Source organism: Streptomyces sp. NPDC029159, assembly GCF_055564055.1.
Map to the genome: position 1 here is coordinate 229,526 of NZ_JBVHWT010000003.1, position 18,196 is coordinate 247,721.

Sequence of the window (18,196 nt, forward strand, 5' to 3'; positions counted from 1 at the left end):
CCATCCCGTTCACCTCCACCGGAACCGGCGATCCACGTGAGCTCCTCCTTCTCCGACACACCGCGACGCCCGCACCCCCGCGCGTCGCGGCGGGACGCCCCCGGCCCGTACCGCCTGGTGCGGACCGACACGGGGAGCACGGAGCCTCCTGCCTTGGACGCCGCGCAGCGCGAGGTGGTTCAGCACGGCGACGGACCGCTCCTCGTCCTCGCCGGGCCCGGCACCGGCAAGACCACCACCCTCGTCGAGTCCGTCGCCGCCCGCGTACGCCGCGGCACCGACCCCGAGCGGATCCTCGTCCTCACCTTCAGCCGCAAGGCCGCCGTCGCCCTCCGCGACCGCCTCGCCGCCCGCCTCGGCAGCACCGCCCTCCCGCAGGCCACCACCTTCCACTCCTTCTGCTACGCCCTGGTCCGCGCCCACCAGGACGCCGAACTCTTCGCCGAACCGCTCCGGCTGCTCTCCGGCCCCGAACAGGACCTCGTCGTCCGCGAACTCCTCGCCGGACAGGCCGGCCTCGCCGCCGCCGGACGCGCCCGCGTCACCTGGCCCGACGAACTCCGCGCCTGCCTGACCACCCGCGGCTTCGCCGACGAGGTCCGCGCCGTCCTCGCCCGCAGCCGCGAACTGGGCCTGGGCCCCGACGCCCTCGCCGCCTTCGCCCGCCGCACCGGCCGCCCCGACTGGGGCGCCGCCGCCGCCTTCCTCGCCGAATACCTCGACGTCCTCGACGCCCAGGGCGTCCTCGACTACGCCGAACTCGTCCACCGCGCCGTCCTCCTCGCCGAGGACCCCGACTCCGGCGTCGCCGCCCGCCTGGCCACCGCCTACGACGCCGTCTACGTCGACGAGTACCAGGACACCGACCCCGCCCAGCTCCGCCTGCTGACGGCCCTCGCCGGACCCGGCACCACCCGCGGCGCACCCGGCACCCCCGGCCGCACCCTCCTCGCCTTCGGCGACCCCGACCAGTCGATCTACGCCTTCCGCGGCTCCGACGTGAACGGCATCCTCGACTTCCCCACCGCCTTCCCCCGCGGCGACGGCACCCCCGCACCCGTCAAGGTGCTCACCACCGCCCGCCGCCCCCGCGCCGCCCTGCTGGCCGCCACCCGCGAACTGGCCCGCCGGATGCCGCTCACCCGGCTGCCCGCCGCCACCGTCCGCGCCCACCGCGAACCCGCCGCCGTCCGCCCCGGCGGCCGCATCGACGTCCTCACCCACCCCACCCCGGGCGCCGAACTCGACACCATCGCCGACCTGCTGCGCCGCGCCCACCTGGAGGACGGCGTCCCCTGGCACGAGATGGCCGTCCTCGTCCGCGCCGGCGCCCGCTCGCTGCCCGGCATCCGCCGCGCCCTCACCTCCGCGGGCGTGCCCCTCGACATCGACGGCGACGACCTCCCCCTCCGGGACGAGCCCGCGGTGGCCCCGCTGCTCACGGCGTTGCGGGTGGCCGCCCAGGGGGCAGTGGCGCGCGCCACCGCGGCGGCCGGGGGCGAGCCCGTACGGGACGCGCCGGACTTCGGGCCCGTACCGGACGCGCCGGACTCCGAGGGCGCCCCGGACGCCCCGGAGCCCGCCGAATCCGCCGCGCCCGCCGACGACGCCGACCCCGCACCCGCGGCGGACGGCCCCGCCCCGGACCGCACCGTCGCCCCCGCCCACCTCACCCCCGAGACCGCCCTCGACCTGCTCACCTCCCCCCTCGGCGGGATGGACGCCGCCGACCTGCGGCGGCTCGGGCGGGCCCTGCGCGAGGAAGAGCGCGCCGCCGGCACCGCACTGCCGCGGCCCTCCGACGAACTGCTCGCCCGCGCCCTCGCCGAACCCGAACGCCTCGTCGCCCACGACCCCGCCCACGCCCGCGGCGCCCAGCGCCTCGGCCTCCTCCTGCGCACCGCCGAAGACCTCCTCGCCACCGGCGGCACCGCCGAAGCCGCCCTCTGGGAACTGTGGAACGGCACCCCCTGGCCGCAGCGCCTGGAACGCGCCGCCCACCGCGGCGGCCCCGCCGGACGCAACGCCGATCGCGACCTCGACGCCGTCGTCGCCCTCTTCGAGACCGCCGCCCGCGCCGAGGAACGCACCGGCGGCCGCGGCGCCCTCAACTTCCTCGAAGAACTCGCCGCCCAGGACATCGCCGCCGACACCCTCACCCGCCGCGTCCCCACCCAGGACGCCGTCCGCCTGATGACCGCCCACCGCGCCAAGGGCCTCGAATGGCGCCTCGTCGTCATCGCCGGCGTCCAGGAAGGACTCTGGCCCGACCTGCGCCGCCGCGGCTCCCTCCTCGAAGCCGACCGCATCGGCCGCGACGGCCTCGCCGAACCCCTCACCCCCGGCGCCCTCCTCGCCGAGGAACGCCGCCTCTTCTACGTCGCCGCCACCCGCGCCCGCGACCGCCTCGTCGTCACCGCCGTCAAAGCCGCCGCCGACGACGGCGACCAGCCCTCCCGCTTCCTCACCGAACTCGGCACCACCCCCCAGGACGTCACCACCCGCCCCCGCCGCCCGCTCGCCGTCGCCGCCCTCGTCGCCGAACTCCGCGCCACCACCGTCGACCCCGACGCCACCCCCGCCCTGCGCGACGCCGCCGCCCGGCGCCTCGCCCGCCTCGCCGCCCTCCGCGACGACGACGGCCGCCCCCTCGTCCCCGCCGCCCACCCCGACAACTGGTGGGGCCTTGCCGAACCCACCCACAACACCACCCCGCTCCGCGACCGCGACCACCCCGTCGTCCTCTCCGGCAGCGCCCTCGACCAGCTCGCCCGCACCTGCGCCCTCCAGTGGTTCCTCGGCCGCGAGGTCAAGGCCGACGCCCCCGCCACCGCCGCCCAGGGCTTCGGCAACGTCGTCCACGTCCTCGCCGACGAGGTCGCCTCCGGCCGCACCCCCGCCGACCTCGCCGTCCTCATGGCACGCCTCGACTCCGTCTGGGACACCCTCGCCTTCGACGCCCCCTGGAAATCCCGCCAGGAGAAGGAGAACGCCCGCGCCGCCCTGGAACGCTTCCTGCGCTGGCACACCGACGAACGCGACCTGCGCGGCTCCACCACCGCCGCCTCCGAGCACGACTTCGACGTCACCCTCGACGCGGGCCCCCACCAGATCCGCATCCGCGGCACCATGGACCGCGTCCAACGCGACGACCAGGGCCGCGCCTACGTCGTCGACTTCAAGACCGGCAAACAGAAACCGACCGGACCCGAGGTCGCCCACCACCCCCAGCTCGCCGTCTACCAGCTCGCCGTCCGCCAGGGCGCCCTCGACGACGCCTTCGACGGACACCCCCCCGACACCGCCGGCGCCCAACTCGTCCACCTCCGCCTCGGCGCCCCCCGCAAGGAAGGCGGCGACACCCTGCCCACCGTCCAGACCCAGCCGCCCCCGGACGACACCTGGATCGGCGGCCTCCTCGCCGAAGCGGCCGGACGCGTCCTCGACGAACGCTTCACCCCCACGCCCGGCACCCACTGCACCCACTGCGCCTTCCGCGCCTCGTGCAGCGCACAGCCGGAGGGACGCCAGATCATCGAGTGACGGCCACCGGCCGACGGCCCCGGGAGGGGCGGAGCCGATCCGGGTCCCGCACCTCCGTAACGGCGTCTCCGCAGGTCACCCGCAGCACGCACCGCGCCCCGGCCCGGACTGTCAGTCCCGCCCGTTACCGTTTTCGATGTGTCCGCGCCACTCAACGACCCCGAGCAGCTCAAAGAACTCCTCGGCATCCCGTTCACCCCGGAGCAGACGGCCTGCATCACCGCGCCGCCCGCCCCGCAGGTCATCGTGGCCGGAGCCGGATCCGGCAAGACCACCGTCATGGCCGCCCGCGTCGTCTGGCTCGTCGGCACCGGCCAGGTCGCCCCCGAACAGGTCCTCGGCCTCACCTTCACCAACAAAGCCGCAGGTGAACTACGAGACCGCGTCCGCACCGCCCTCCACGCCGCCGGCGTCACCACCCCCGCCGACGACCCCACCACCCCCGACGGCCACCCCGGCGAACCCCGCATCTCCACCTACCACGCCTTCGCCGGCACCCTCCTCAAGGACCACGGCCTGCGCATCGGCATCGAGCCCGGCGCCCACCTCCTCGCCGACGCCACCCGCTTCCAGCTCGCCGCCCGCGTCCTGCGCACCGCCCAAGGCCCCTTCCCCGCACTCACCACCTCCCTCCCCACCCTCGTCGACGACCTCCTCGCCCTCGACGCCGAGCTGGCCGAACACCTCGTCACCCCCGACCGCCTCCAGCAGTACGACACCGAACTGCTCACCACCCTCGAAAACCGCCCCCTCACCAACGCGGACCTGCGGAAAATCCCCGAGACCGCCCGCGCCCGCCGCGAACTGACCACCCTCGTCGCCGCCTACCGCGACGCCAAACGCCGCCGCGACCTCCTCGACTTCGGCGACCAGATCGCCCTCTCCGCCACCCTCGCCACCACCCGCCCCGAGGTCGGCGCCCTCCTCCGCGACGAATTCCACGTCGTCCTCCTCGACGAATACCAGGACACCTCCGTCGCCCAGCGCCTCCTCCTCTCCGGCCTCTTCGGCGCCGGATCAGGACCCCGCCCGGGGCTCGGCACCGGCCACGCCGTCACCGCCGTCGGCGACCCCTGCCAGGCCATCTACGGCTGGCGCGGCGCCTCCGTCGCCAACCTCGACGACTTCCCCGCACACTTCCCGTTCCCCGACGGCACCCCCGCCCACCGCCACGCCCTCAGCGAGAACCGCCGCAGCGGCGGCCGCCTCCTCGACCTCGCCAACACCCTCGCCGCCCCCCTCCGCGCCCGCCACACCGGCGTCGAAGCCCTCCGCCCCGCCCCCGGCGCCGAACACGACGGCACCGTCCGCTGCGCCCTGCTGCCCACCCACGCCGACGAGCTGACCTGGCTCGCCGACCACCTCGCCCACCTCGTGGCCACCGGCACCCCACCCGGCGAGATCGCCGTCCTGTGCCGCACCGCCACCGACTTCGCCCGCATCCAGAGCGAGCTGGTCGACCGCGACCTCCCCGTCGAGGTCGTCGGCCTCTCCGGCCTCCTCCACCTCCCCGAGATCGCCGACCTCGTCGCCGTCTGCGAAGTCCTCCAGGACCCCACCGCCAACGCCGCCCTCGTCCGCCTCCTCATCGGCCCCCGCTGGCGCATCGGCCCCCGCGACCTCGCCCTCCTCGGCCGCCGCGCCCGCACCCTCGTCCACCACACCGGCCCCGCCGACGACCCCGAACGCCGCCTCGCCCAAGCCGTCGAAGGCACCGACCCCGCCGAAACGCTCTCCCTCGCCGACGCCCTCGACACCTTCCTCGAAGCCGACGGCCCCGACGACGGCCTCCCCTTCTCACCCGAGGCCCGCGTCCGCTTCGCCTACCTCGCCACAGAACTCCGCGACCTGCGCCGCTGCACCGGCGACCCCCTCATGGACGTCCTCCACCGCGTCCTTTCCACCACCGGCCTCGACGTCGAACTGGCCGCCTCCCCGCACGCCCTCGCCGCCCGCCGCCGCGAAACCCTCACCACCTTCCTCGACACCGCCGCCGGGTTCGCCGCCAAACAGGGCGGCGCCGCCCTCGACGGCGACGCCACCCTCGCCGCCTTCCTCGGCTTCCTCCGCACCGCCGCCCGCCACGAAAAGGGCCTCGACAGCTCCCTGCCCGGCGGCGACAACACCATCAAGATCCTCACCGCCCACAAGTCCAAGGGCCTCGAGTGGGACGTCGTCGCCGTCCCCGGCCTCGTCGCCAAGCAGTTCCCCAGCGAACAGCCCCGCGACTCCTGGACCACCCGCCCCAAGGTCCTCCCGCACACCCTCCGCGGCGACGCCGCCACCCTCCCCGACCTCGACACCTTCGACGCCCGCGGCCTCAAGGCGTTCAAGGAGGCGATGAAGGACCACCAGTCCACCGAGGAACTCCGCCTCGGCTACGTCACCTTCACCCGCCCCCGCTCCCTCCTCCTCGGCTCCGGCCACTGGTGGGGCCCCCAGCAGAAGCGCCCCCGCGGCCCGTCCGCCTTCCTCGAAGCCCTCCGCACCCACTGCGAAGCCGGCCACGGCGAGATCGACGCCTGGACCGACCCCCCCGAGGACGACGCCGAGAACCCCACCCTCACCGACGACACCACCCCCCACGCCTGGCCCCTGCCCCTCGACCCCACCGCCACCGCCCACCGCCGCACCGCCGCGGCCACCGTGCGCTCCTACCTCTCCCACCTGCCGGAGGAGCCCACCCCCGGGGCCGCTGACCCCCAGATCCCGGACCCGCGCCGCAACGGCGACCCCGCACCCGCCGACGCGCCGTACGACGACGACCCGGGCCTCCCCGAACCGCCCGTTGCACCGGACCCCTACGGCGACCCCGCACCGTTCGACGCGCCTGATCCCTACGGGGACCCCGACCCGTCCGACGCCCCCGATCCGTACGAGGAGCCCGAGCCGTACGCCGACGCCGAGCCGTACGACGCCGCGCCCGCACTTCCTGAGGGTGCGTCCGCACGTCCCGACGGCGTGCCCGCACGCCTCGACGGCGAGAACGGCGCCGCCCACGGCGAGGACGGCCCGGCGGACGGCCCCGCCCACCACCGGGGGAGCGGCACCACCCCGACCCGCCCCGGCCCCGACGCCCCCGACCTCTTCGCAGGCGAGACGGACCTCCTCCCGGCCCCGCACCACCCCGCCGTCCCCGGCCCCCGCCACGCCGACACCGGAGCCCCGCACACCCCCACCGGCCACGACGCCCGGGAGGAGCACACCACCGACACCGCCCTCCTCCCCGAGGACCGCCGCACCCTCGCCTCCTGGGACCGCGACCTCGACGCCCTCACCGCCGAACTCCGCCGCGCCCGCGCCACCGTCCGCGACGTCCCCCTCCCACACGCCCTCAGCGCCACCCAGCTGATGCACCTCGCCGCCGACCCCGACGCCTTCGCCCGCGAACTCGCCCGCCCCATGCCCCGCCCACCCCAGCCCGCCGCCCGCCGCGGCACCCGCTTCCACGCCTGGGTCGCCTCCCGCCACGAAGAACTCCCCCTCCCGCTCCACGACCCCGACGACCTCCCCGGCGCCGACCCCGACGCCCACCCGGACATCGCCGACGAAAGCGACCTCGAAGCCCTCAAGGAAGCCTTCGCCCGCACCCCCTACGCCCACCGCACCCCGCACCGCGTCGAAGCACCGTTCCGCATGACCCTCGCCGGACGCGTCATCAGCGGCCGCATCGACGCCGTCTACCGCACACCCGGCCCCGACGGCACCGACCACTTCGAGATCATCGACTGGAAAACCGGCCACACCCAGGACGCCGACCCCCTCCAACTCGCCATCTACCGCCTCGCCTGGGCCGAACGCCACCACCTGCCCCCCACCGCCGTCGACGCCGCCTTCCTCCACGTCCGCACCGGCACCCTCATCCGCCCCGCCCACCTCCCCGGACGCCCCGCACTCGAACGCATCCTCCGCGGCGAGACCGCCGACCGCCCTCACCCGGAAGGCCGATAGGCTCGGACCCATGAGCACCACCCCGGACAGCGCCGTCCACGCGTACCTCACGGCCCACCGCGAGACCTTCCTCGCCGACCTCGCCGACTGGCTGCGCATCCCCTCCGTGTCGGCCGACCCCGGCCACACCCCCGACGTGCGCCGCAGCGCCGAATGGCTCGCCGCCAAGCTCACCGCCACCGGCTTCCCCACCGCCGAGATCTGGGAGACCGACGGCCACCCCGCCGTCTTCGCCCACTGGCCCAGCGACGACCCCGACGCCCCCACCGTCCTCGTCTACGGCCACCACGACGTCCAGCCCGCCACCCGCGACGACGGCTGGCACACCGACCCCTTCGAACCCCACACCGCCGACGGCAAGCTCTACGCCCGCGGCGCCGCCGACGACAAGGGCCAGGTCTTCTTCCACACCCTCGGCGTCCGCGCCCACCTCGCCGCCACCGGCCGCACCACCCCCGCCGTCCACCTCAAACTCCTCATCGAAGGAGAAGAGGAATCCGGCTCCCCGCACTTCCCCGACCTCATCGCCCGCCACGCCGACCGCCTGGCCTGCGACGCCGTGATCGTCTCCGACACCGGCATGTGGTCCAAGGACACCCCCACCGTCTGCACCGGCATGCGCGGCCTCACCGACTGCCAGATCGACCTCCACGGCCCCGACCAGGACATCCACTCCGGCTCCTTCGGCGGCGCCGTCCCCAACCCCGCCACCGAAGCCGCCCGCCTGGCCGCCGCCCTCCACGACACCGACCGCCGCGTCACCATCCCCGGCTTCTACGACGGCGTCATCCCCCTCACCGACCAGGAACGCGCCCTCTTCGCCGAGCTCCCCTTCGACGAAACCGCCTGGCTGAACACCGCCCACTCCCACGCCACCCTCGGCGAGGCGGACCACACCACCCTCGAACGCATCTGGGCCCGCCCCACCGCCGAGGTCAACGGCATCTCCGGCGGCTACCAGGGCCCCGGCGGCAAGACCATCGTCCCCGCCACCGCCCAGCTGAAGCTCTCCTTCCGCCTCGTCGCCGGCCAGGACACCGACGCCGTCCAGCAGGCCGTACGCGACTGGGTCGCCGCCCGCCTCCCCGACGGCATCCGCCACACCCTCACCTTCTGGGGCGCCACCCGCCCCTGCCTCACCCCCCTCGACCACCCCGCACTCCAGTCCGTCGTCCGCGCCATGGGCCGCGCGTTCGGCCAGAAGATCCGCTTCACCCGCGAAGGCGGCTCCGGACCCGCCGCCGACCTCCAGGACGTCCTCGGCGTACCCGTCCTCTTCCTCGGCATCTCCATCCCCTCCGACGGCTGGCACGCCCCCAACGAAAAGGTCGAACTCGACCTCCTCCTCAAGGGCGCCGAAACCACCGCACACCTCTGGGGCGACCTCGCGGAGCACTGGCACACCACCTGACCCACACCGCCCGCCGCCCCGCACGCAGCAACCACCCACGCCACAGGGGGAGTTGGAGACAGCAGTGACCACCTGGACCGACCACGACGCAGACCGGCCGATCACCTTCAGCGCACCGAGCGGCATCGACCGCTCCGCACACCACCGCCTCGACGAGGCATGGCTCGCCGCGGCCTGGAGTCACCCCTCCACGCGCGTCTTCGTGGTCTCCGGCGGTCAGGCCCTCATCGACGACACCCCCGACGGCCGCACCGAACTCATCATGACGCCGTCCTTCGAGGCGCCCCTGACCGAGGCCCACCGCTACTACCTCGGCACCGACGACGACGGCATCAGCTACTTCGCCCTCCAGAAGGACGTCCTCCCCGGCCGCCTCGACCAGTCCGCCCGCGCCGCCGGACTCCGCGAAGCCGGACTGCTCCTCTCCCCGCGCGACGCCGGACTCCTCGTCCACGCCGTTGCCCTGGAGAACTGGCAGCGCCTGCACCGCTTCTGCTCCCGCTGCGGCGAACGCACCGTCATCGCCGCCGCCGGACACATCCGCCGCTGCCCCGCCTGCGGCGCCGAGCACTACCCCCGCACCGACCCCGCCGTCATCATGCTCGTCACCGACGACCAGGACCGCGCCCTCCTCGGCCGCCAGGTCCACTGGCCCGAAGGCCGCTTCTCCACCCTCGCCGGCTTCGTCGAACCGGGCGAGTCCATCGAGCAGTCCGTGGCCCGCGAGGTCTTCGAGGAGGCCGGCGTCGTCGTCGGCGACGTCGAATACGTCGCCAGCCAGCCCTGGCCGTTCCCCTCCAGCCTCATGCTCGGCTTCATGGCCCGCGCCACCTCCTCCGACATACACGTCGACGGCGAGGAGATCGAGGAGGCCCGCTGGTTCTCCCGCGACGACCTCACCGCCGCCTTCGCCTCCGGCGAGGTCCTGCCCCCGTACGGCATCTCCATCGCCGCCCGCCTCATCGAAACCTGGTACGGCAAGCCGCTGCCGAAGCCCTGACCTGGGGGTACGGCGGGGCTGCGGGGGCTTTCTGCAAGGAGCGTCGCTGCCGAGTGCAGGGCCCGGGGCGTCCTGCCACGGCGGGCTGTCGTGCCCGGGCCGCACCGCCCGAACATGGCTGTGCCCTCCCCGGAGAACTCCGGGGAGGGCACGGACGGCGCGCGGTGCCTCAGACGGCCAGCGCCTGCTTGACCTGGTTGAGGCTCGGGTTCGTCATGACGATGTTCTCGCCGCCGGACGGGGGAACCACCAGCACGGTCGGCACCGTCTGGTTGCCGCCGTTCGCCTTCTCCACGAACGCCGCGGAATCGGCGTCATGCTCGATGTTGATCTCCGTGTACGCGATGCCCTCGCGGTCCATCTGGCTCTTCAGCCGACGGCAGTAACCGCACCAGGTCGTGCTGTACATCGTCACAGTGCCCGCCATGCGCCCCGCGCTCCTTCGGTAAGACTCTCGAAACAGAAGCCGCCACACCGGACCGGACCCTGAGCCCGACCCGGACCCGACCGGCGCCGAACGGGCGTGGCCGGGGTGGCGACGGTAAGGGAACGTCTTGGGGGGCTGGAGCATTCCCGGGGGGCTCTCCCCGCCCCCCCTTCCCCCCGCCCCCTTCCCCCGCCTCCCCACCCCGGGGGCCCCGCCCCCACCCCACCCCTCCTCCACCCCCACCGAAGCGGCAGCCCCCCGCAACCCCCGCCCAGCCCCTTCCAGCCCCAAGCCGCGGCGGTCCAGCCGCGGCGGCCGATTCGATTCCCTCGGTCGTTCTCGCTTCCTGCTTCCTCCACTCCAGCAGATTTCGGCGCGGAGCGTCGGTGGCTGTCCACAGAAGGCGGCTGCGGTCATACCGGCCCAGGAGCCCCTGTGGACAGTTTTGGGGTGTCCGGTGGTGGACCTGGCAGCATGGCGGGGTGACTGCAGCATCGGATTCCTCTCTTTTCCCGCAGGTCCCGGACTCGGCCGATGCGGTGCTCGACGGGCTCGACCCGGAGCAGCGCGAGGTGGCGACGGCGCTGCGGGGGCCGGTGTGTGTGCTGGCGGGTGCGGGCACGGGCAAGACCCGGGCGATCACGCACCGGATCGCGTACGGCGTGCGGTCGGGGGTGATGCAGCCGGCGAGTGTGCTGGCGGTGACGTTCACGGCGCGGGCGGCGGGGGAGATGCGGGGCCGGCTGCGGCAGCTCGGTGCGGGCGGGGTGCAGGCGCGGACGTTCCACTCGGCGGCGTTGCGGCAGCTGCAGTTCTTCTGGCCGAAGGCGGTGGGCGGTGAGGTGCCGCGGTTGCTGGAGCGGAAGGTGCAGGTGGTCGCGGAGGCGGCGGCGCGGTGCCGGGTGCGGTTGGACCGCGCGGAGCTGCGGGAGGTCACGGGCGAGATCGAGTGGTCGAAGGTGACGCAGACGGTTCCGGCGGATTATCCGGCGGCGCTGGTGAAGGCGGGCCGGGCGGCGCCTCGTGATGCGGCCGAGCTCGGGCAGATCTACACGATGTACGAGCAGCTGAAGCGGGAGCGCGGCGTCATCGATTTCGAGGACGTGCTGTTGCTGACGGTGGGGGTGCTGCAGGACCGGCATGACATCGCGGAGCAGGTCAGGGCGCAGTATCAGCATTTCGTCGTCGACGAGTACCAGGACGTCAGCCCGTTGCAGCAGCGTCTTCTGGAGCTGTGGCTGGGGGAGCGGGATTCCCTGTGCGTGGTGGGTGATCCGGGGCAGACGATTTACAGCTTCACGGGCGCGACCCCCGATCATCTGTTGAATTTCCGTACCCGTCATCCGGGTGCGACGGTCGTGAAGCTGGTGCGGGATTACCGTTCGACGCCGCAGGTGGTGCATCTCGCGAACGGTGTGCTGGCGCAGGCGAGCGGTCGGGCGGCGGAGCACCGTCTGGAGCTGGTGTCGCAGCGCGCGCCGGGTCCGGAGCCGGTGTTCGTGGAGTACGCCGACGAGCCCGCGGAGGCGGAGGGCGTGGCCCGGCGGGTCCGGGAGCTGATCGCGTCGGGGGTGTCGGCGGGTGAGATAGCGGTGTTGTTCCGTATCAACGCGCAGTCCGAGGTGTACGAGCAGGCGCTGGCGGATGCGGGTGTGCCGTATCTGCTGCGGGGGGCGGAGCGGTTCTTCGAGCGGCCGGAGGTGCGGGAGGCGGGCGTGGCGTTGCGCAGCGCCGCGCGCTTCGGGGGGAACGACGCGCTGCTGGACGATGCGGTGGATGTGCCGTCGCAGGTGCGGGCGGTGCTGAGTACGAAGGGCTGGACGGGGCAGCCGCCGGCGGGTTCGGGGGCGGTGCGGGACCGCTGGGAGTCGTTGGCGGCGTTGATGCGGCTGGCGGAGGATTTCGCGCGGGCGCGTCCGGAGGCGTCGTTGGCGGATCTGGTGGCGGAGCTGGACGAGCGGGCGCGGGCGCAGCATGCGCCGACGGTCGAGGGGGTGACGCTGGCGTCGTTGCATGCCGCGAAGGGCCTGGAGTGGGACGCGGTGTTCCTGGTGGGGTTGACCGAGGGCATGGTGCCGATCTCGCATGCGACGTCCGATGCGGAGGTCGAGGAGGAGCGGCGGCTGCTGTATGTGGGCGTGACGCGGGCGCGGGAGCATCTGGGGCTGTCGTGGTCGTTGGCGCGATCGCCGGGTGGCCGGGCATCGCGGCGCCCCAGCCGGTTCCTGAACGGTCTGCGGCCCGGCGGTGGCGGTGTGGCGCGCCGCGCGGCGGGTGCGGCTGTGGGCGGTGTGGAGCGGGGCGCGGGCGGGGCGTCCGGCGGCCTGCGGCGCCGGGACCGCAAGCCGGCCCGGTGCCGGGTGTGCGGGCGGACGCTGACGGACGCGGGCGAGATGAAGCTGATGCGGTGCGAGGACTGTCCGTCGGAGTTGGACGAGGGGCTGTACGAGCGGCTGCGTGACTGGCGGGCGGAGCAGGCGGCGCGGTTGTCGCAGCCGGCGTATTGCGTGTTCACCGACAAGACGCTGATGGCGATCGCGGAAGCGGTGCCGGGTTCGGCGGGGGAGCTGGCACAGATTTCCGGTGTCGGGCGGCGGAAGCTGGACCGTTTCGGGACCGAGGTGCTGGCATTGTGTGCAGGTCAGGAGCTTGGCGGCGGCGCGGCGGACGGTCTTGAGGAAGAGGGCGAGGAGGGCGGCGAGGAAGCCGCGGAAAACTCGTCGGAAAAATAGTTTGCGCGCGCGGACGGCATCCCCATAGCCTGCGGGAGCACGGTGATGACGGGCTTCCGGGTCCGGAAGAATCCGTGTTGTACTTGAACATGTTTGGAACGGGATTCCCGGTCCACCGAGACGCCGAGAGGAGGCGACCCCCAATGATCAGCTTCATCGAGATGAACAAAATGACCGATCGTTCGGTCGCCGCCACCGGCTCTCTCGGCTCCTCGCTCCTGGGCACCGGTATGTCCGGCTTCGGCCGCCTGTCCGGCGTCGAGGTCAAGCGTCCCGAGTCCCTTCTGTCCCTCGTGGCGGAGGAGCGCAGTGCGCGACCGGCGCAGGCACCTGCGGTAGCGGCAGTGGCAGCAGTGGCGAATGCCTTTGCTCCCGCGGCAGCCAATGGTGCCGGATCCCAGCAGCAGTACCGCCAGCATGAAACGTGGGCCTACCGCGGCCTTGAACCCTGGAGAGATCCAGCCTGATCGGCATGATCAGGTCGGCGCCTTCCAGGGCCGCGGAACCCCCACCGGGATCCGCGGCCCTTTTGTTTGCCCAGCGCCCGGCCACCGCCGGGCCACACAGACGAGGAACACACACCGTGCAACTGCAGACGCACACCCCGTCCGTTGCGACCGACCTGATCCCCCCGCCTGATCCCCAGGAGAACTCCTTGCTTCCCCTCACCGAGCTGGACAACGAAATCGACCGTCTGGGCGCCGCGGTGCCGTGCCGCACCTACGACCCCGAGGTCTTCTTCGCCGAGTCCCCGGCGGACGTCGAGTACGCCAAGTCGCTGTGCCGCACCTGCCCCGTCCGCGAGGCGTGTCTGGCGGGTGCCAAGGACCGCCGTGAGCCGTGGGGCGTCTGGGGCGGTGAGCTGTTCGTCCAGGGAGTCGTCGTGGCGCGGAAGCGTCCGCGAGGCCGTCCGCGCAAGAATCCGGTCGCGGCATGAACACCTCCGGCACAGGAACGATCGACCGTCCCGGTACGCGGGACCCCCGGAAGCAGGACCCAGCGATGAACCCCACCATCACCGAAATGCCCGCACCCGTGAACTCCGGTGCGATCGAGTCTCGTCAGAACAGGAACCTCGAAATGCAACTCATCCCAGAAGCCCTGGCACGTGCCCATATGCACGAACGCCTGCACCAAGCCGAGTCCGAACGCAGGGGCCATCGGCTCGCTGCCGCGCGGCGGATGCAGCGGCGCGCGGAACGCGCGTCGCTCCGCGCCCGCCGCGCCCTGGCCATGGCCGTGATGCAGTGACGCGGTAACAGACCACGGGGCGCGCCGCGCAGTCCCGCCGGGCCGATCGGTCGTGGCGGAGACGATGCGGCGGCGCGCTCCGTGCACCGTGGGCCCGGGGCCCGTCCGGTCGGGCGGGCCCCGGCCGCGTGTTTCCGCCGTGACGGGGGCGGCAGGGATATCGTCGTACGGTGGACCGCACGACGCACGGCACGGCGCAGCAGCCGACGGCCGAGACCGACACCGACGCCGGGGACCGCCCCGGTACGAGCACGGGCGGCCGGGACGGCGCCGCACCTGGTATCTCCTGCGCCCGCTGCGGCGCGGTCGCCGAAGGAAGCCCGCCGCTGTGGACCTGCTCGGTGGAGCACGGTGTCCGCCGCTATTTCTGCGACGGCTGCGCGCGGGAGAACCTCCGCTCCATCGAAGGACGCCTGGACTCCGGCCACTGGTGACCGTTGCGCGCGGCGGTGGCCGCGGCGCCCCGGCATCAGCCGATGGGCTCCTCCTCCGCCACCCGGCCGTCCGGCTCCGTCGCCTCCTCCTCGTCCGGCTCCTCCGCGGGCGCGTCCGGGGAGATGAAGCCCGGGAGCCAGTCGGCGAGTTCGTCGCGCAGCCTGACCTCCGCCCCCAGCTGGCACAGCACTCCGATGGTGCTCAGCGTCACCCGGTGTATCAGCAGGTAGGACGGGGGGAGGTTGAGTTGTTTGCCCAGTTGGTGGGCGGGGGAGCGGGGGTCGCCGATCCGGGCGGCCTGACGCCGCATCCAATCCCGGGTGAAGGTGAACTCCTCGACCTGCGCCGGTTCGATGATCGGCAACAGATACTCCAGCACCGCCTCCGGATCCAGCTCGATGGAGTCCTTCACGAACCCTTCGTCGCACAGCTGCTGGTAGACCACCTCGGCCTGACCCTCCAGCGTCCTGCGCAGGGCGGTGCCGATCGTCGGCGGGAGGCCCTCGGGCAGCCGGTCCACCGTCCCGAAGTCCAGGACGCCGAGCCGCCATCCGCTCACCGGCCCGTCGTCGGCCAGCAGCCGGAAGTTGCCCGGATGCGGATCGGCGTGGAGCAGGCCGGTACGCGCCGGGCCGGAGAACAGGAACCGTGCCAGCAACTGCCCCGCACGGTCCCGCTGCTCCGGGGTGCCGTCGGCGATGACCTCCGCCAGCGGTATGCCGTCCAGCCACTCGGTGACCAGTACCTGCTCGCTCTGGTGCACCACGGCGGGGACCCGGACGTCCTCGTCGCCGTCGAACTCCACGGCGTGCGCCTGCTGTGCCTCGGCCTCCAGCGCGTAGTCCAGCTCCTCCGCCACCCGGTCCCGCAACTCGCTGATCAGCGGTTTGATGTCCATGCCGGGGATCAGCGGGCCCAGCAGGCGGGCGAAGCGGCTCAGTTGGGCGAGATCGGACAGCAGGGCCGCACCGGCGCCCGGATACTGCACCTTCACCGCCACGGGACGGCCGTCGTGCCACACGGCCCGGTGCACCTGGCCGATCGATGCGGCGGCCGACGGCTTGTCCTCGAACTCCTGGAACAGCTCCCGCCACTCCTCGCCCAGCCGCTCGGCGAGAACGGTGTGCACCGTGCTCGCCGGCATCGGCGGCGCCGCCTCCTGGAGCTTGGTCAGCGCCGCACGGTAGGGACCGGCCACCTCTTCCGGCAGCGCCGACTCGAAGACGGACAGCGCCTGCCCGAACTTCATGGCCCCTCCCTTCAGCTCACCCAGAACTTTGAAGAGCTGCTCGGCGGTGCGTTGCTGCAGTTCGCGGCCGACGATCTCGGCCGACCGGCCGCCGATCCGTTTGCCCAGCCCCCAGGTGGCGCGACCGGCGAACCCCAGGGGCAGCGCGGCCAGCTTGGCGGTGCGGGTGACCGCCTTACGGGGAAGATCAGACATGCGCCCCTCCAACTCACACTGTCCCCAAGCGGGGTTACTCCGTCATTGTGGCGTGCCGCCGCTGCGGATCCGAGGCATCCTCGGACGCCGTCGACCGCGCGGCACCGCACCCGCACTCCGGATGCGGCACGATCGACGAGGTGCGCATGCCCGCACCGGGCAGTGCGAACTCCCACCGGGCGCCCGTGCACGGTGGCAACGTCCCGTCGAGGAACGTCAACGCCTGCGCCGCCGCCTGCCCCGCGACCATCGTCGCCAGCGACGCGTCACACGCCGGGACCGCGGCGGAGCCCCGGCCCGACCGCCACTGGGCCAGCAGCCTCGGCCACGCCGGCTCCGCCTCCGTACGCCGCAGCTCATCGCAGCCCGCGCACGCGGACAGCCCCGGCACCACCAGCGGCCCCACCACGCCCGTGCCCTCGACCACCCCCGCGTACAGATGAGGGATACCGGCTGTCAACAGCGGCTCGGACAGCAGCGGATCGGGGACGTACGCCCCCAGGCCGTCCCGTGGGGTGAGGATCACCAGGGACAGGCCCGGCTCGCCGGACTCGCTCACCGGGACCACCGGCCGCGGGACGCGCCCCCACGGTGACGCCTCCCGCACCAACCGGCGCGCGGCCACGTCCCGCCGCTCACCGACCTGATCCGCGCGGTACCCGCCCGGCAGCACGTCCCACGGCTCGACCTTTCCGCCGTCCAGCACCTCCACCCGGCCGATACCCGACGCGGACAGCAACGCGGCGACCGCCGCCCCCACCCGCCCCGTGCCCCGCACCCGCGCACGGACCGCCCGCCGCGCCCCCATCCGCCCCCACGCACCGGTGGCCTCCGGATACCGCACCGACAGCGACGCCAGATCCGGCCGGAGCCGGGCACAGGCCGCGGTGTCCGCCCGGACCGCGTCGGCCCCGGGACCGCCGCCGGACGCCACCTCCAGCAGCCCCGCGGCACCCAACCGCTCCACCACCTTCCGCGCACGGGCGGGCGTCAGGTCCAGCGCAGGGGCCTGGGCGAGCAGCTCGTCCATGGTGCGGGTGCCGTCGATCATGTCGAGGAAGTAGCCCGTCGCGATGTCGACGGGCCCCACCACCACCGCATGCGCCGGCGCCACGCCGTACTGCACCGTCGCCCCGTCCCGCCAACCGCGCCGCAGCGCCGGCTTGATCATCGGACGCATCGCATCCGCCCCCGTTCCCCGATCCGTCCGCGGTTCTCCGCGTGTGAGGACCCAGCATGCGCCGACAGCCGCCACACCCCCGGAGTTGTCCACAGGCCCGCACCCCGCAGTCGTACGAATACGACGGGCTGTGGACAGGCCGGGGCCGGATGTCGGAGGCCGCGAGTAGCCTCGGGCACGGCCCACCGGCCCTGTCCACCCGTCCACCACGGAGAAGGAGCACCCCTGCGACCCGCCACCCCCGACCCCCGCGGCTCCACCCCCGCCGCCCCGCCCGGCCCCGTCGAAGTGCGGCGCAGCGCGCGTCGGCGCACCACCGTCTCCGCCCGCCGGGAGGGCGACCGCACCGTCGTCCTCATACCGGACCGGATGTCCCGGGCGGAGGAGGAGCGCTGGGTCGCCGTGATGCTGGAGCGGCTCGCCGCGAAGGACGGCAGGCGGCGCCCCGGCGACGCCGAGCTGACCGAGCGGGCCGCCGAGCTGTCGGCCCGGTTCCTGGGCGGCGAGGCCCGGCCCGCGTCGGTGCGCTGGGTCACCAACCAGAACAGCCGCTGGGGTTCGTGCACCCCGGCCGAGGGCACCATCCGCCTCTCCCACCGCCTCCAGGGCATGCCGGAATACGTCGTCGACTACGTCCTGCTGCACGAACTCGCCCACCTCCTGGTGCCCGGGCACGGACCGCGGTTCTGGCAGCTGCTCGACGCCTACCCGCGCACCGAACGGGCCCGGGGCTATCTCGAAGGCGTCGCCGCCGCCGCGCGGCTGCCACACCCGCCCGAACCGGCCGACTGACCGGCCGACGCAGGTCACGCCCCGGCGAAA

13 protein-coding genes are annotated in these 18,196 nt (G+C 73.7%); 10 read left to right on the top strand and 3 right to left on the bottom strand.

All coding sequences use genetic code 11. The features are described 5' to 3' along the window. Positions 1 to 36: 36 nt before the first annotated feature. From ACZ4U4_RS08045 to nudC, 4 genes are all read left to right on the top strand, one after another. The gene (locus ACZ4U4_RS08045) at positions 37 to 3,543 is read left to right on the top strand and encodes an ATP-dependent helicase (RefSeq protein WP_467870211.1); all 3,507 of its coding nucleotides are present in this window, start codon (positions 37 to 39) and stop codon (positions 3,541 to 3,543) included. Between the two features lie 138 nt (positions 3,544 to 3,681). Next, positions 3,682 to 7,494 carry an ATP-dependent DNA helicase gene (locus tag ACZ4U4_RS08050; protein WP_467870214.1) on the top strand — a complete coding sequence of 1,271 codons (3,813 nt, stop codon included), beginning with the start codon at positions 3,682 to 3,684 and terminating at the stop codon, positions 7,492 to 7,494. A 10-nt stretch (positions 7,495 to 7,504) separates the two neighbouring features. Continuing rightward, the gene (locus tag ACZ4U4_RS08055; protein WP_467870216.1) at positions 7,505 to 8,905 is read left to right on the top strand and encodes a dipeptidase; all 1,401 of its coding nucleotides are present in this window, start codon (positions 7,505 to 7,507) and stop codon (positions 8,903 to 8,905) included. Between the two features lie 64 nt (positions 8,906 to 8,969). After that, complete coding sequence (gene nudC, locus ACZ4U4_RS08060; RefSeq protein ID WP_467870219.1) at positions 8,970 to 9,905, top strand: NAD(+) diphosphatase; 936 nt, start codon at positions 8,970 to 8,972, stop codon at positions 9,903 to 9,905. A 169-nt stretch (positions 9,906 to 10,074) separates the two neighbouring features. Here nudC and ACZ4U4_RS08065 read toward each other — a convergent pair whose 3' ends face one another. Continuing rightward, positions 10,075 to 10,332, bottom strand: coding sequence for a glutaredoxin family protein (locus tag ACZ4U4_RS08065; RefSeq protein ID WP_467870222.1), 258 nt, complete (start codon positions 10,330 to 10,332; stop codon positions 10,075 to 10,077). A gap of 482 nt (positions 10,333 to 10,814) precedes the next feature. Here ACZ4U4_RS08065 and ACZ4U4_RS08070 point away from each other — a divergent pair, with 482 nt between their 5' ends. The 5 genes from ACZ4U4_RS08070 to ACZ4U4_RS08090 all read left to right on the top strand — a co-directional run bounded on the left by ACZ4U4_RS08070 (position 10,815) and on the right by ACZ4U4_RS08090 (position 14,749). Then, entirely contained in the window at positions 10,815 to 13,064 is a 2,250-nt protein-coding gene (locus ACZ4U4_RS08070) for an ATP-dependent DNA helicase UvrD2 (RefSeq protein ID WP_467870223.1), read from the top strand. A gap of 143 nt (positions 13,065 to 13,207) precedes the next feature. Next, positions 13,208 to 13,531: a hypothetical protein gene (locus ACZ4U4_RS08075; RefSeq protein ID WP_467870226.1), complete on the top strand. Its 324-nt coding sequence runs from the start codon at positions 13,208 to 13,210 to the stop codon at positions 13,529 to 13,531. A gap of 116 nt (positions 13,532 to 13,647) precedes the next feature. Then, positions 13,648 to 14,001, top strand: coding sequence for a WhiB family transcriptional regulator (locus ACZ4U4_RS08080; RefSeq protein ID WP_030280963.1), 354 nt, complete (start codon positions 13,648 to 13,650; stop codon positions 13,999 to 14,001). Beyond that, positions 13,998 to 14,315 (top strand): hypothetical protein, encoded by a 318-nt coding sequence (locus ACZ4U4_RS08085; protein WP_467870229.1) that lies wholly within the window; start codon positions 13,998 to 14,000, stop codon positions 14,313 to 14,315. Before ACZ4U4_RS08080 ends, ACZ4U4_RS08085 begins: the two co-directional genes overlap by 4 nt. Positions 14,316 to 14,485: 170 nt before the next feature. Further along, entirely contained in the window at positions 14,486 to 14,749 is a 264-nt protein-coding gene (locus tag ACZ4U4_RS08090; protein ID WP_467870954.1) for a hypothetical protein, read from the top strand. 35 nt (positions 14,750 to 14,784) lie between these two features. On the opposite strand, the gene ACZ4U4_RS08095 is transcribed toward ACZ4U4_RS08090, so the two are convergent. Together ACZ4U4_RS08095 and ACZ4U4_RS08100 are read right to left on the bottom strand one after the other, a co-directional pair. Continuing rightward, positions 14,785 to 16,194 (bottom strand): ABC1 kinase family protein, encoded by a 1,410-nt coding sequence (locus ACZ4U4_RS08095; protein ID WP_467870232.1) that lies wholly within the window; start codon positions 16,192 to 16,194, stop codon positions 14,785 to 14,787. Positions 16,195 to 16,228: 34 nt separating this feature from the next. After that, positions 16,229 to 17,365 (bottom strand): ThiF family adenylyltransferase, encoded by a 1,137-nt coding sequence (locus tag ACZ4U4_RS08100; protein WP_467870234.1) that lies wholly within the window; start codon positions 17,363 to 17,365, stop codon positions 16,229 to 16,231. A 234-nt stretch (positions 17,366 to 17,599) separates the two neighbouring features. Between ACZ4U4_RS08100 and ACZ4U4_RS08105 the strand changes: the two genes are divergently transcribed. Next, complete coding sequence (locus ACZ4U4_RS08105; protein WP_467870921.1) at positions 17,600 to 18,166, top strand: M48 metallopeptidase family protein; 567 nt, start codon at positions 17,600 to 17,602, stop codon at positions 18,164 to 18,166. Positions 18,167 to 18,196: the final 30 nt, after the last annotated feature.